This window comes from Chelatococcus sp. YT9, assembly GCF_018398315.1.
Lineage (GTDB): Bacteria > Pseudomonadota > Alphaproteobacteria > Rhizobiales > Beijerinckiaceae > Chelatococcus.
Map to the genome: position 1 here is coordinate 1,722,530 of NZ_JAHBRW010000002.1, position 13,401 is coordinate 1,735,930.

11 protein-coding genes and 1 pseudogene are annotated in these 13,401 nt (G+C 61.4%); 3 read left to right on the forward strand and 9 right to left on the reverse strand.

From position 1 onward, the window contains the following. The first annotated feature begins 8 nt into the window (after nucleotides 1–8). Nucleotides 9–530 carry a hypothetical protein gene (locus tag KIO76_RS27810; protein ID WP_213326801.1) on the forward strand — a complete coding sequence of 174 codons (522 nt, stop codon included), beginning with the start codon at nucleotides 9–11 and terminating at the stop codon, nucleotides 528–530. Nucleotides 531–581: 51 nt separating this feature from the next. Here KIO76_RS27810 and KIO76_RS27815 read toward each other — a convergent pair whose 3' ends face one another. The 7 genes from KIO76_RS27815 to KIO76_RS27845 all read right to left on the reverse strand — a co-directional run bounded on the left by KIO76_RS27815 (nucleotide 582) and on the right by KIO76_RS27845 (nucleotide 7,467). Next, nucleotides 582–1,565 carry a succinylglutamate desuccinylase/aspartoacylase family protein gene (locus KIO76_RS27815; protein ID WP_213326802.1) on the reverse strand — a complete coding sequence of 328 codons (984 nt, stop codon included), beginning with the start codon at nucleotides 1,563–1,565 and terminating at the stop codon, nucleotides 582–584. Nucleotides 1,566–1,573: 8 nt separating this feature from the next. After that, entirely contained in the window at nucleotides 1,574–2,554 is a 981-nt protein-coding gene (locus tag KIO76_RS27820) for a succinylglutamate desuccinylase/aspartoacylase family protein (RefSeq protein WP_213326803.1), read from the reverse strand. 36 nt (nucleotides 2,555–2,590) lie between these two features. After that, nucleotides 2,591–3,469: an ABC transporter permease gene (locus KIO76_RS27825; RefSeq protein WP_213326804.1), complete on the reverse strand. Its 879-nt coding sequence runs from the start codon at nucleotides 3,467–3,469 to the stop codon at nucleotides 2,591–2,593. Then, on the reverse strand, nucleotides 3,459–4,316 hold the full coding sequence (locus KIO76_RS27830) for an ABC transporter permease (RefSeq protein ID WP_213326805.1): 858 nt from the start codon (nucleotides 4,314–4,316) through the stop codon (nucleotides 3,459–3,461). Before KIO76_RS27830 ends, KIO76_RS27825 begins: the two co-directional genes overlap by 11 nt. A 47-nt stretch (nucleotides 4,317–4,363) precedes the next feature. Further along, nucleotides 4,364–5,434: an ABC transporter ATP-binding protein gene (locus tag KIO76_RS27835; protein ID WP_213326806.1), complete on the reverse strand. Its 1,071-nt coding sequence runs from the start codon at nucleotides 5,432–5,434 to the stop codon at nucleotides 4,364–4,366. Between the two features lie 113 nt (nucleotides 5,435–5,547). Beyond that, on the reverse strand, nucleotides 5,548–6,624 hold the full coding sequence (locus KIO76_RS27840; RefSeq protein WP_213326807.1) for an ABC transporter substrate-binding protein: 1,077 nt from the start codon (nucleotides 6,622–6,624) through the stop codon (nucleotides 5,548–5,550). 15 nt (nucleotides 6,625–6,639) lie between these two features. Next, the gene (locus KIO76_RS27845) at nucleotides 6,640–7,467 is read right to left on the reverse strand and encodes an IclR family transcriptional regulator (protein ID WP_213326808.1); all 828 of its coding nucleotides are present in this window, start codon (nucleotides 7,465–7,467) and stop codon (nucleotides 6,640–6,642) included. Between the two features lie 144 nt (nucleotides 7,468–7,611). On the opposite strand from KIO76_RS27845, the gene KIO76_RS27850 reads away from it, so the two are divergent. Together KIO76_RS27850 and KIO76_RS27855 are read left to right on the forward strand one after the other, a co-directional pair. Continuing rightward, a complete protein-coding gene (locus KIO76_RS27850; protein WP_213326809.1) occupies nucleotides 7,612–9,657 on the forward strand; it encodes a hydantoinase/oxoprolinase family protein in 2,046 nt (681 codons plus the stop codon). Between the two features lie 4 nt (nucleotides 9,658–9,661). Beyond that, complete coding sequence (locus tag KIO76_RS27855) at nucleotides 9,662–11,620, forward strand: hydantoinase B/oxoprolinase family protein (RefSeq protein WP_213326810.1); 1,959 nt, start codon at nucleotides 9,662–9,664, stop codon at nucleotides 11,618–11,620. A gap of 149 nt (nucleotides 11,621–11,769) precedes the next feature. On the opposite strand, the pseudogene KIO76_RS31220 reads toward KIO76_RS27855, so the two are convergent. Continuing rightward, nucleotides 11,770–12,606, reverse strand: a pseudogene (locus tag KIO76_RS31220) (carbon-nitrogen hydrolase family protein); the annotation flags it as partial. A 175-nt stretch (nucleotides 12,607–12,781) separates the two neighbouring features. After that, a complete protein-coding gene (locus tag KIO76_RS27860; RefSeq protein ID WP_213326811.1) occupies nucleotides 12,782–13,366 on the reverse strand; it encodes a malonic semialdehyde reductase in 585 nt (194 codons plus the stop codon). Between the last annotated feature and the right edge of the window lie 35 nt (nucleotides 13,367–13,401).

Genomic DNA, 13,401 nt, shown 5'->3' on the forward strand with positions numbered 1-13,401 from the left:
ACAATACCATGGCGCATCTTGTCGAGGACCTTCAGCGCGAAGCCAGTGCGGCGATCGTTTCGATGCAGGAGGCGGCACTTACCGCCCGCCATGCCCACGCCCGTGCTGAACTGATGCGCCATATGCTGACCACCGCGCGCAAAGTGAAGGACAAGCCGAAAGCGGAGGCTGTCGAGACGGTGGTGACCGAATGGATGGACGCCTGGCATCTGGCCCGCGCCGAATGGCCCCATATCGCGCGGGAGATGGAAGCGTTCACGGAAGCGTTCTACGATTATGCAAACGCGGAGACCGACGTCCACGATGCGCGTCTCAGGCAGGCAGTGGACGCCCTGGATGCGGCGCTAGCGCGGGAAGGCACCACGATTTCCGACCAGATGGCCTGGCGGTCACAATGCGCCCATGGCTGGTGGGACTGGGTGCTCCCGACACCTTCCGACCTGCCCGGCCGCAAGGAGCGCCCGAGCGTGCCGCAACTGTCGGCAGGTGAGCCATTCTGGCAGGCTGGCTGCGCCGAATTCTGCAAATGAGCAAGGCTCGCGTCCGCGCGAGCCTTGAGAACCGGGCCAAGTCTACGCCGCTCAGACCTGGCGCGGATCGAGCCCAATATGCACCAGGGTCTCACCGGTCGCCATCACTGGCCCGGGGTGAATTGCGAGCACGATCCCTGGTTGCGGGCTCGTTGCCTCGCCTTTGCCGTTGCCCCACGCATCATAGTATCGGCCAAGAACCGTACCGACCTCGATCCGATCGCCGCACGAAACCGCTTTCTCGAACAGGCCGCCGCGCGTGGCCGTCACCCAGGCGAAGTTCGAGAAATAATTGAGCTGGCCGTGGTCCCGCGCTGTTCCCTCAAGCATGCCGAGAGCGATCATCACATTCTTGAGTCTTGCGACGGAATCTGTGACGGATTCGTCCGTAAATCCACGCATCTTGCCACCGCATTCGACGATGTAGCTTGCGATGCCATCCTTGGCGGCGGTCATCATCGCGGAGCCGTTCAGGATCGTCGGGGGAGCGGGCAAGGTGTCACGCAGACCGAAGGCGCGTGCGACCTTTTCCGATAGCGCCTCGACCTCGCCGCCAACCTTCGGATATAAGGCCCAGCTTACATCAGGCGTCATCGCCGTGTGGAAATCCACCAGAACGTCGGCATATCTTTTTAATGGCTCGTAGATTTTTGCAGCCATCTGCTGCGTATGCGTGCCGTTGGGATCCCCGGGGAACTGCCGGTTCATGTCACCGCCGTGATAGAGCTCAAACGGGCTCGTCCGTTGACGGGCCTGGAAGGCCGGAAGGTTGAGGATCGGCAAAGCCACCACTGTTCCGGCGAGCTGCGCGGGGTCGAGCGCGCCAAGCAACTCGTGGATGATGTAGGTGCCACAATATTCATTGCCATGCACGCACCCGTGGAGCCACAGGACCTTGCCTGGTTTGGCTCCTTGGACGATCACGACGGGAATTTCGACCGGCGATCCGTCTGGCGCATCACCGATATGCAGCCGGCCCGTCACCCTGCCAGGCTCCGAGGAGCGCGCCGAGCCAATGATGATTTCCTGCGTCATGACTGCCCTCATGCCTGTCTGGGATCAAGACCGATGTGAATGAGCACATCACCCTGTGGAATGATCGGTCCGGGGTTATGCGCGAGGACGATGCCGCTAGCCGGGGCATGGACATCGCCATTCGGCTCCCCGAACTGGTCGGTATAGCTGCCGACCACATCGCCCTTGGTGATCGGATCGCCGCAATTGACCTTCGGCCGGAACAGCCCGCCACGCGGAGCCGTCGCCCAGTGGAAGTTCGAGAACAGCGTGAGCGGGCCATAGTCCGTCACCGGGCCGTCGAGCAGCCCGATCGCGCGGCCGAGATTGCGCAGCCTCTCCGCAACGTCGTTAAGCTGATCGCGCGTAAAAGCCGGCCCGAGGCCCCCGGCCTCGACGATGAAGCTCGGGATGCCATCGGCTCCGGCCGTCATCATCGCGGAGCCGACAAGCGTGCCCGACGGTGTCGGCAAGGTGTGCTCATAACCAAAGGCTTTCGCCATCTCATGGCCGACGCGGCCGACCTCGCCGTCGAGATCGGCGTAGAGCGCCCAGCGTGTCGTCGCGGTGAAAGCCGTGTGGAAGTCAACGAGATGCGTCGCGTGCTCCTTGAGCGGCGCATAGATGGCGGCCGCGGCCTGCTCGGTGAAGCCTCCGCCCGGATTGCCGGGAAAGCACCGGTTCATATCCCCGTTGTTGAAGCCCTCGAAAGGGCTTACCCGCCGCAAGCTGCGAAACGCGGAGAGATTGAGGATGGGCAAAGCGACAACCGCGCCTTTGAGCGCATCGGGCGAAAGCGAGTTGAGAAAAGTGTGAATGGCAAATGTCCCGCAATATTCATTGCCGTGAACACAACCATGCAGCCATAGAACCGGGCCGTCGCTCGTGCCGCGTATGACCACGACTGGTATATCGACGGCCGCTCCGTCGGGCATCATACCTGTCGTAAGTGTTCCCTCATAGCGCCCTGGCGCGTCGGCTGTTATGGAGCCGATCTTGATGGTTTTCATGCGGGTTGCATCCTTCTTCTGTGATGGGGACGGTAGCTAGAGGCGCATCGCCGTCCTCAGCCCGACCAGCCGTTCGACAAAAAGGCCGAACAGCACGATGAGAACGATCTGCAGTGTGGTAATCGCGGCGATGACGGGTGAGCTTTCCCATTGAATATAAGAAAAAATCTCAACAGGAAGCGTCGTGACCCCGGGACCTGACAGGAACAGCGCAATATAGACGTCGCCGAATGATATGATGAACGCAAAGATCAATGCCGAGAGCACACCAGGAGCGATAAGCGGCAGGGTGACCTCAACCATGACGCGCCATCGCGGCGCACCCAGTGTCCAGGCAGCAGCCTCCAGATCAGGATCGACACCTTCCAGACTTGCGATGATGCCGGCGATCGTAAAGGGCAGGCAGATCAGCACATGCCCGATGATCAGCGCGGACAGTTCCATGAGCGGCAACACCGTCAGCAGCAACAGGAGCGACAGGCTGATCAGGATATGGGGCACCATCATCGGCAGCATGACGAGGGACTGGGCCAGATTCCGGCCGCGTCCGGTGAACCGGACGATGCCATAAGCCGTGATGAAGCCGATAATCGTCGCCAGAACCGCGGCAACAAGCGCGAGCCACAGACTGAACTGGAAAGCTGACGTAAAATTGTTGCTGGCGAAAAACTCCCTGTACCAATGCAGCGAGGCGTTGGACAACGCGTAGGTATTGCGTTGATCGGGGCTGAACGAGGCGAAGACTATGATCAGGATCGGCAGCAGCAGAAAGATGTACAGGAGCGTGATCAGGACGCTGTAGGCCCGCCTCCCAAGCGGCAAGAGGTCTATCTTCGGCTCGACCGGAAGCTGACCGACCGCCTGCGGCGCGACCGGTTCTCTTCTCAGTGGCGATGTCTCAATATCAGTGTGCACCGCGTGTTTTCCGGAAATAGAGAGAAATGACCAGGAACTGGGTGAGAACGAGCAGCGCGGCAACCGCCGCGCCTAGCGGCCAATTGAAGGTCGACAGAACGAGATTGTAGATCGTCTGTCCCATCATGGTGACGTCGCGCCCGCCCAGGAGTTGCGGCGTGACAACTGAGCCCGCCGTCAGGGTGAACACCAGGGCCGAGCCCATTACGATACCGGAGCGGCTGAGCGGCAAGGTGACTTCGAGAAAGGCACGGAGGGGGCGAGCGCCCAACGTGCTCGCCGCCGGCACCAGATGGCGATCCTGGCTCGTCAGCGAGGAGAATATCGGAAACACCATATAGGGCAGCATGATGTGAACGAGTGCGACAATAACCGTTCCCTCGCGGTGCAGGAGCTCCACCGGAGCCGCGATGAGGCCGACGAGCATCATCAGGCGGTTGATCAATCCGTCGCTGCCGAGCAGCACGATCCAGCCATAAGTGCGCACGATGATGCCGGTCATCAGCGGGGCGACGATCAAGAACATCAGCAGGCTGCGCCAGCCGCTTGTCATGCGGGCCAGGAAATAGGCGAGCGCGTAGGCGAAGACGAGCGAGATGACCGTGACCACCGCGGCGATACGGAACGTCGAGTAGATGACATTGCGGTAATAGCTGTCGAAGAGAAGACGACTGTAGTTTTCCGTCGTGAACCCCGGAATGAACAGCTCGGCGGGAGAATATTTGAAGAAGCTGACGGCGAGAAAATAGCTTATCGGCGCGAGCAGAAAGAGCAGATACAATACGGTGATTGGGCTCAGCAGGATGCTCGCGAAGGCACCGGTCCTGGCCTCGGGATCGCGGATCATGTCAGGCTCCGTGTCATGTCTGGCTCGGATTCATGTCACGCTCGGGATCATGGCGCGTCGACCGGGATGGCGCGGCATTCGTTCAGGTTCGCATGCACGGGAACGCCCGTTTCGATCGTGCGAAAGCGCTCGAGGTTGGGAGCGGAGCAATGGAGCGACTGCCCCTGACCGGTGCGCAGATCAAACAGGATGCGGTCCCCCTGGAACACGCGCTTCGCAACCCGCAGCGCAATTGTGCCCGGCGTGTCCGGCTCAGCAAGTTCGACCCGCTCTGGACGGATCATCAGTACCGCTCTGCCGCCCCGCTTAAGGCCAGGCCGCACGGCTCTGGCAGCGACATGCAATTCATCGACCGCGACCACGACCTGGTCACCATCAATGCCGGCCACTTCGCCTTCCATGAGGCTCGCCTCGCCGATGAACTCGGCCGCGAAACGTGTAGACGGCGCGTCATAAAGGTCCTCAGGTGATCCAACCTGTTCGATGCCGCCCGCATTCATCAGGATGACGCGATCCGACATTTCAAAGGCTTCGTCCTGGTCGTGGGTCACGAACACCGTCGTCATACCGAGACGCTGCTGGATATCGCGGAGTTCGAGGCGCATCCGCTTTCGTAAAAGAGCGTCGAGATTGGACAGCGGCTCATCGAGAAGCAGGATCGGCGGCTCGATCACCAGGGCGCGGGCCAACGCGACGCGCTGACGCTGACCGCCGGATAGTTGATGAGGATAACGGTCTTCGACATTCGGCAAGCCGACCACGTCGAGCATCGTGCGCACCCGCCGCGTGATGTCGGCTTTCGGTACTTTACGCATGCGCAGCCCGAAGGCGATGTTCTCCGCGATCGTCCTGTGCGGGAACAGTGCATAGTTCTGGAAAACGAGCCCGATATCGCGGTAGGGCGGCGCGAGACGCGTGATATCGCGCCCGCCCAGTAGAAGGCGCCCCTCGGTCGGCTGGGTCAGCCCTGCGATGATATGGAGCGTCGTCGTCTTGCCACAGCCGGACGGCCCAAGCAGCGTGAGGAGTTCACCTTTGTGCACCTCGACATCGACGGGCCCAAGCGCGGTGACGGAGCCGTAGCATTTGATGATACTCTCGAGCTGGAGGACAGGCATATGGCGGTGTCTCCGGGCAATATTCGCCCATCGCGGCGCCGCTGATACGGCGGCCCACAGGCAGATCGGAAAAGGTCTGCGCAGACTTCGCGCAGCCAGGTCGGCAAATGCGGCTATGCCGCTTGTAGCACTTCCTTGTTCCAGCGCTCGACGTATTGGTCACGGAAGGCAAACATCGCCATGTAGTCAGTATTGCGCTGCAGCTTTCCAAGAAGCTCCACGTCGCTTTCGCTGAGCTCGAGTTTTTTGAGATCCGGGGGTAGATTCCGCATCGCTTCCATGTTCGTCGGCGGGTAGCCGGTCAGCCGCGCAAACGCGATTTGCGCTTCCGCTTCGAGCGTCGTGTTCATGAATGCGTCGGCAAGCTCGAGGCTATCCTTCGGGCGGTTGGCGACAAGCGCCATGTTCCAGATCCAGGACAGCCCGCCCTCTTTCGGGATCACGAATTCGACCGGTGCGCCTGCCGCCGCCGCTTGTTCGGTCCGCGCGCCGAAGTATGGAGCGATCCAAATTTCGTCCGCCGTCAATAACTGCTTGGTGTGCTCGACATTATTGATGATCTTGCACTGGTTGTCTTTGAACAGTGTCTTGAACTTGGCAATGCCCGGTTCGATATTCTCGACGGAGCCGCCAAGGGCGATGTTGATGGCATGGAACACTTCCTCGCCCTGCCAATTCCAAGCGGGAAAAGCCACCTTCCCCTTGAAGGCGGGATCCCACATGTCGAGCCAGGAATCGATAGGCCTCGTAATTCTCTTGGTATTGACGCAAAGCCCGTAGGGCGTGTGGCACTTGCCGACGAGCTGCTCATAGCGGAACGAAGGATGCACTTTCTCGATATTGGGGATACGGTCCGCCGTCCACGGGCGGTAGAGACCCATGGCCACCAGTTGGCCGGCTTTGGTCTGGCTGGAATGGCTGAGATCCCATTGAGGCCGAACGCGCTGGGCCATGACGATCGGCTCCTGGCCTATCCCATGTTTCCACACGAACTCGATGCCCCTCGCTTTCGCGAAGGGATCGGCGAAGGTCTTGTTGACCCACTCGCCCCATGTGCCGCCAGCCATGAGCACGCGGAGGTCTTTTGCGGCGCTGGCTGGCGTCGTTCCGAACCCACCGATCGTGCCAGCAGCCGCAAAAGCGCCCGCGCCCTGAAGAACACCACGCCGTGAAAACTTGCTGTTTGTCATGGTATCAATCCCCTCTCATTCGGCTCCCGCGAGGGTCCGGACTTCGCCGGATTGCTCCTCTGCCAAGCGCACTGCCCGGCTGAAATCCGGCGGGCCTGCGCTTTGCCTCACCCACAATGGGTCCCCGTAACTGCGCCCGAGGGCCTGGGCCTCTTCCCAGACCCGGCGCGCCATCTCCAGCCGCATGGCCTCATTGGTCGCTGCGATCGGATAGGAGATGGAGAAAGCAAACATCTCCCCTTGGTTTGCATGGCTGACTGCGGCGGCGGTCGCAGCGACCCCTGGCGTCCCGGTGCTGATTGCAAGGCTCACTCCGCGTTCGCGGATTTCGGCAAGAATCCGGCGGACCTCGTCGGAGCGCCCCATCCACACAGGGTCTGCCGCAACCAGTTCAAGCGCCCTTGCCTCTGGTAGGTGGGCAAGTAGTGCACGGCCGCTGGCGGTCTGGAACGCGGGCGCATGCTGCCCCACATCGCGAATGAGCCGCAACGGATAGCTGCCATGCTTGCGGCGGACTATGAATAACCCATCTTTTTCAAGCTTGCTGATGTAGCCGACAAAGCCGAATTCATCTGTCAGCTTGTCGGACACGCGCTCCATTACGGCCAAGAGGCCATGCTGCGCCAGATAAAGCTCCCCCAGCACGAGCGCCCGAGGGCCAGCGATATAGCCAAAGCTTCCGCTTTCCCGCTCCAGCAGTCCGCTCTCACCCATCGCCTTGAGAAGCCGTGAGACGGAAGTCTTGGGCAGGCCAACCTGCCGGGCGACCTCCCCCACTCTCAGAACAGGGCTCTGGGCATTCAGTAGCGAGAGAATGCGTAACGCGTTGTCCAGTGAACTCATCGACCCCTCGGTTCGAAGTGTTCCATATACAGCAACGGTATTGACAAATATGCTGCACGCAATGTTGGTTAGTCGTCAAGTGCAGGATTTGGCATGCCCAACTTTGAGGCATGCCGTGACTAGCCAAATGGCGAGAGTGGACGAATGCTGAGAATTGGCGTCGATATTGGTGGCACGTTTACCGATTTTGCCATCTGGAAGGATGAGGGGGACGGATATGTCGATATCGGCAGCCATAAGGCTCCAACGTCCCGCCCGAATTTCGCCGACGCGGTGAAGCAGGGTGTCCAGGATCTCGTTGCGCGATATGGCGTGGCCTATGACAGTCCGATCCTCGTGGTTCACGGCACGACCGTCAGTACGAATGCTGTCATCGAGCGGTCAGAGCCGCCGATCGCGCTCATAACGACGAAGGGCTATCGGGATCTGCTGGGCATTGCGCGCCTGCGGCTCGACAAGCCCGTCGATCTGTTCAATCGGCGCACAACTCCGCTTGTCCCTCGGGAGAATGTATTTGCGATATCGGAACGAATACTTTCCGATGGATCCGAAGACGCGCCGCTGGACGAGATGGAACTCATCACGGCCGTGGAGACGGCTGTCTCGCGCGGCCTCAACACCATGGGGGTGTGCTTCCTGCATGCCCACCGCAACCCCGCCCATGAAAAGCAAGCCCTCGAGCTGATCCGCGACCGCTTTCCGGATGTCGAGGTCATGGCCTCACACGAGGTCTGGCCACAGCAATCCGAATATGAACGGGCGATGCTCACGCTGCTCAATGTCTATGTGAAGCGCCTCATGGAGGGATATCTCAAGGATATTGACGATTTTCTTGGGGAAAACTATCCAAACGCTAAGCTTTACATTACGAAGTCCAACGGCGGCATCATGTCAGCAGCGGAGGCGCGCGAGCTGCCGATCCATACGCTCCTGTCAGGCCCTGCGGCCGGCGTAACGGCCGCGCAAACGCTCGGGCGGTACCTCGGAGTCGATCGCATCCTGACATTCGACATGGGGGGCACCTCGGCGGATGTCTCTCTGGTAGACGGCGGGCGGCCCATGATCACGGCGCAGGCTGAGGTCGGGGACTTCCCGCTGATGATGCCGGTCACCGCCGTCGAGGCGATCGGCGCCGGCGGTGGCTCCATCGTATGGCTGGACGGCGGCGTGCTGAAGGTGGGGCCCCGCAGCGCCGGCTCCATGCCAGGGCCAGCCTGCTACGGTCTCGGCGGCACAGCGCCCACGTTGTCGGACGCTTATCTCATCACCAATTACCTCTCGCCGAAGGGACTCCTCGGCGGCCGCGTAGCGCTTGACCGCGCCTTGGCGGAGAAGGCTTTCGCACCGGTCGCGGAGGCGCTTGGCACCGATGTGGTGTCGGCAGCTGAAAGCGCGATCGATGTCGCAACCTCGAACATGCTCGCGAAGATCTCTCCATTCCTCGCCCGGCTGGGTGTCGGCGCTTCAGACTTGACGTTGATGATCTTCGGAGGTGCCGGTGGAGTACACGGGCCAATCCTCGCCAGCGAGATCAATATCGGCCGGATGGTGGTCCCGCGCCTGCCTTCCGTATTCTGTGCCTTCGGCGGCCTCGTGTCGGATCTCGTGCATGATGCGGTGCGTGCCGTACAGGGCCAGCCGCTCACACGCGCCGATGTCTTCAGCATTTTCGCAGTGCTGGCCGAGGAAGGGCGCGACTGGCTGAAGCGTCAAAGCCACGAGGGGCAGGTCAAGGAAACGGAATTCATGCATCTCGCCGATATGCGCTATACGGCGCAGTCTTTCACATTGTCGATCGACCTGTCGGCGGTCGTGTCGGCCGGGGATGGGCTTGACGCCATTGTCGCGGCATTCCACGCCGAACACGAGCGTCTGTTCGGCCATGCCAATCCTGAGGCACCTGTGAGCATCGATACGTTGCGCGTACGCACCGTTGGGCGACAGGCCAAGCCGGGGGCGGCCGTGCTGGCGGGCGCGGGGACGGAACCGCAGGCCGTCGAGCGTCGGCGCGTCAGATCGGGAGGGCGCTGGCTTGAGGATGTGCCGGTCTACGCCTGGAGTGACCTGTCACCCCACTGGGCGGGGGCTGGGCCCGCGATCATCCAGCAGGATCTCGCCACCATCCTCGTCCCTCCTGGCTACGCCGCCCAAGTCGGCGCGCTTGGCGACCTCGAACTCGTGAAGGACTGACCCCATGGATCCCGTCCAGACGGAAATCATGAAGAACCGTTTCACGGCGATCGCGGAGGAAGCTGCCACGGTTGCCTATCGCACGGCACACACGACCTTCGTGAAGCAGACGCAAGACTTCCAGGTTGCGGTAGCCCGCATCTCAGGCGAATTCTTTGCCTATCCCATGTTGACAGGCGTGGTTTCCGGAAGCGGTCAGACGATTTCCGGGCTGACACAGCACTTCCCCGAGGAAGAGCTTGCGCCGGGTGACGTGCTCATCTCGAACGACCCCTTCAGTACCTGGGGCCTCGTCACGCATATGATGGATATCCATCTCGCGCGGCCGATCTTTGTGAACGGCAAGCTTGCCTGTTTTGCCTGGTCTTTCGTGCACGCGTCCGATATCGGCGGCGCTGTTCCTGGAAGTATTTCTCCTGATCTCTTCGAATGTTTTCAGGAAGGCTTGCGTCTTCGGCCAACGAAGCTGGTCAAGGCCGGTGTTATCAACCAGGATGTCGTTAATATCCTGAAGGATAATTCGCGCATCGGGGATGCCGTCTGGGGCGATCTCGAAGCGCTGATGGCGGCCATGCGCCTTCTCGATCTCCGCATCAACGAGCTCTGCGACAAAGTCGGCATTGAGGCGTTCCATCGCGGCGTCGAAGATGTGATGACTCATACGGAAATAAAAGCGCGACGGGTTATCAGCGCCTTGAAGGATGGCACCTACACCTTCACGGACTATATCGAAGGGGACGACTCGGGGGCGGCTGTTCACATCCACTGCCGTCTCACCGTCCGGGGCGATGAGGCGGAGGTGGACTATTCCGGCTCGTCGCCACAAGTGCATGCCGCCTTCAATTTTGCGACTGGCAGCCGCACGCATCCGTTCCTTTGCCTCGGTCTCACCAACTACATCCAGACGGTGGAGCCTGATATCCCGATCAACGGCGGCATCATGCGACCGATCAAGGCTTACGCTCCCCCGGGAACGGTGATGAACGCCGAATATCCGGCTGCCATGGGCAACCGCTTCGTCGCTGTCATGCGAACCTATGACGCGCTGATCGGTTGTCTCAACCAAGCCTTGCCGAACGGCATCGCGGCTTGCGGTGCCGGGCAGGCCGGCATCATTTCGTCCGCATGGGTCGATCCGGCATCCGGGCGCAACCGGGTTGCCGTCGTAGAGCCTTTTTCCGGTGGCTCGGGCGGGCGCGTTCGAGCAGATGGCGTCGATGCGAACGACACAATGATCGGCTATCTCAAGAGCACGCCTATCGAACATGTCGAGGTAGAGACGCCCCTCATCGTGCGCCGTCATGAACTCGTGCCCTCGAGCTTCGGCCACGGTTGTTATCGGGGCGGCGCGGCTGTCGCAATTGAGCTGGAAAGCCGGGCTCCGGAAGTTACCATCACAGTGCGTGGACTTGACCGCTTCCGCTTTCAGCCCTGGGGCGTTTTCGGCGGCACCGCAGGCGGCAACAGCGTCACGACCCTCAATCCCGAGACGGCTCCCGAGCGGATCGGCCGCATCAAGGTCCTCCGTCTTCGTGAGAAGGACCTTCTGCAGATGATTTCGTCGTCGGGCGGCGGCTTCGGGCCGCCGATCGACCGGACGCCAGACGCGGTGTTGCGCGATGTGCTGGACGAAATGCTGACTGCGGAGGAGGCCGAAGCAATCTATGGAGTCGTCATCGCCGGCCGGCAGATCGACCGGGAGCGGACAGCGGCGCTCCGTGCCGGGATCGAACGCGGATCGTCGCGTTTCAGTGTGCAGCATGGCCCGAGCCGCCGCGCCTTCGAAGCGGAATGGCCTGTCGATGCCAGCGTAGCCCTCGCAAACGCAGCGCTGGCGACGCCGCCGGGCCTGCGACGCTTTATCATGGGCAAGAGCCGCGCTGCGCTTGAAGACGCGCCAAAACCGATTACGCCGGCCATAGTCATGGAAGCCGTCAAACGTGCTGCCGGACCGCTGGACTGAAGGCATCCGTCGCGTGAGGCGCGTTGCGCCTCACGTCCCCGGCTGACCGCTTTCAATGATGCCCGTGGGGGCCGCCGATTGATGACGAGGTCGAGCACCCCGGGCCTGGCATAGTGGCCTGCCGCGTCGACCAGCACCTTGGCGCGCGCGATGGCGTCGAGGTCAATCTCCGCGATGAGGAGGGTCTCTTCGCTTCCCTTGTGAGGACCTGCAACGATTTCGCCGTTTGGTGCGTAGATCGCGGAATATCCCCCGCCGACACCAAGTACCTGCTGGGGGCCGAGAGCAGTCTCCATGGCCTCGAGATATTGGGCGGTGACGGGGTTTTGCGCAACGATGACGAAGCATTGACCCGTGATCGCATGGGCACGCATGATGGTTTCCACCGTCACATCATAGGCCGAGCCGCGCCCGGCACTGCTTGCGAAGGTGGGCCAGCTCGCACAGTGCAGCTCGATGCCTTGCGCGATCAACGCTTGCCGGGCGAGATTCATCATGTGCTCGTAGCAGATCAGGCCCCCGACCCGTCCCGCAGGCGTGTCGAACACCGAGAGCGTGGAGCCATCGCCTTGACCCCAAAGCATGCGCTCCGCGAATGTCGGCTGCAGCTTGCGATGCTTGCCGAGTAGCTGCCCCCCCGTGCCGATGAACACCTGCGCGTTGTACATGGTGCCGCCGGCCCGCTCGCTGATGCCGAGCACCACCGTGACCTTTGCGCGCGCCGCTGCGTCACGAACTGGGTCGAGATCCCCGGCTGAGAGATCCACGGACTGTTTGAGATAGTCGACGTGGACGCCGTACTGCTGGCCAGGCGGATAGAGATTGATCCAGTAGGGAAAGCCCGGGATGAAGGTCTCAGGGAAGCAGAGCAGCTCGACGCCGCGGCGACCCGCCTCCTCGATGAGGGCACAGGCCTTCGCGATACAAGCCGCACGATCGAGCAGGATGGACGACGCATGCGCCGCCGCCACTACATGCCGTGTCATGATCCCTGCCTGCTCCCTCGTCGATTGAACCCTCTGAAAGTCCTATCGCTAGAACAAAGTGTCAATCAGACAATCGCGCTGGCCGGACGACCGCAGCCACGGCTGTAGCCCACCTGTTCGGAACCCCGGAATCTGGTTTGGGGTTCAGGCCGACAGCCTCGACACTTGTCGGATGTCACACCGTCGCGCAGGCTTTATCGAAAGGCAGACGTGGCAGGCGCTCCATGGTGCCCGATGGGTCGGCATAGCCGAGATTGACCATGAAATTGGCTTTCCAGCCGTTTTCCGCGAAGAACTCGGCCTCGACCTTGGCCGCGTCGAAGCCGCTCATCGGCCCACAATCAAGGCCCAGCGAGCGCGCCGCCATAATCAGGTAGGCGCCCTGCAGGCTACCATTGCGGAACGCGGTTTCATGGGCGACCTGCGGAGCGGCGAACCAGGGCCGCGCGTCCTGATGGGGGAACAGGAACGGCAACTCATCGGCGAAACGAGGATCATAAGCAACGATGACATTGACGGGCGCAGCCATGGTCTTGTCGTGATTGCCGGATGACATGGCCGGGCTCAAGCGCTTCTTGCCTTCGGGCGTGTGGACGAAGAGAAAGCGCGCTGGGCTACAATTGGCTGAAGTCGGTCCGAACTTCAGGAGATCGTAGAGAGCGTGGATGACGTCCTCCCCAACTGGCTTGTCCTGCCATTTGTTCGCCGTGCGCGCGGTAAGGAACAGTTGGTCGAGAGCATCGTCATTCAAGCGCGGCATTTTGAGCCTTCCTGGGACTGAGTTTTACACATCAC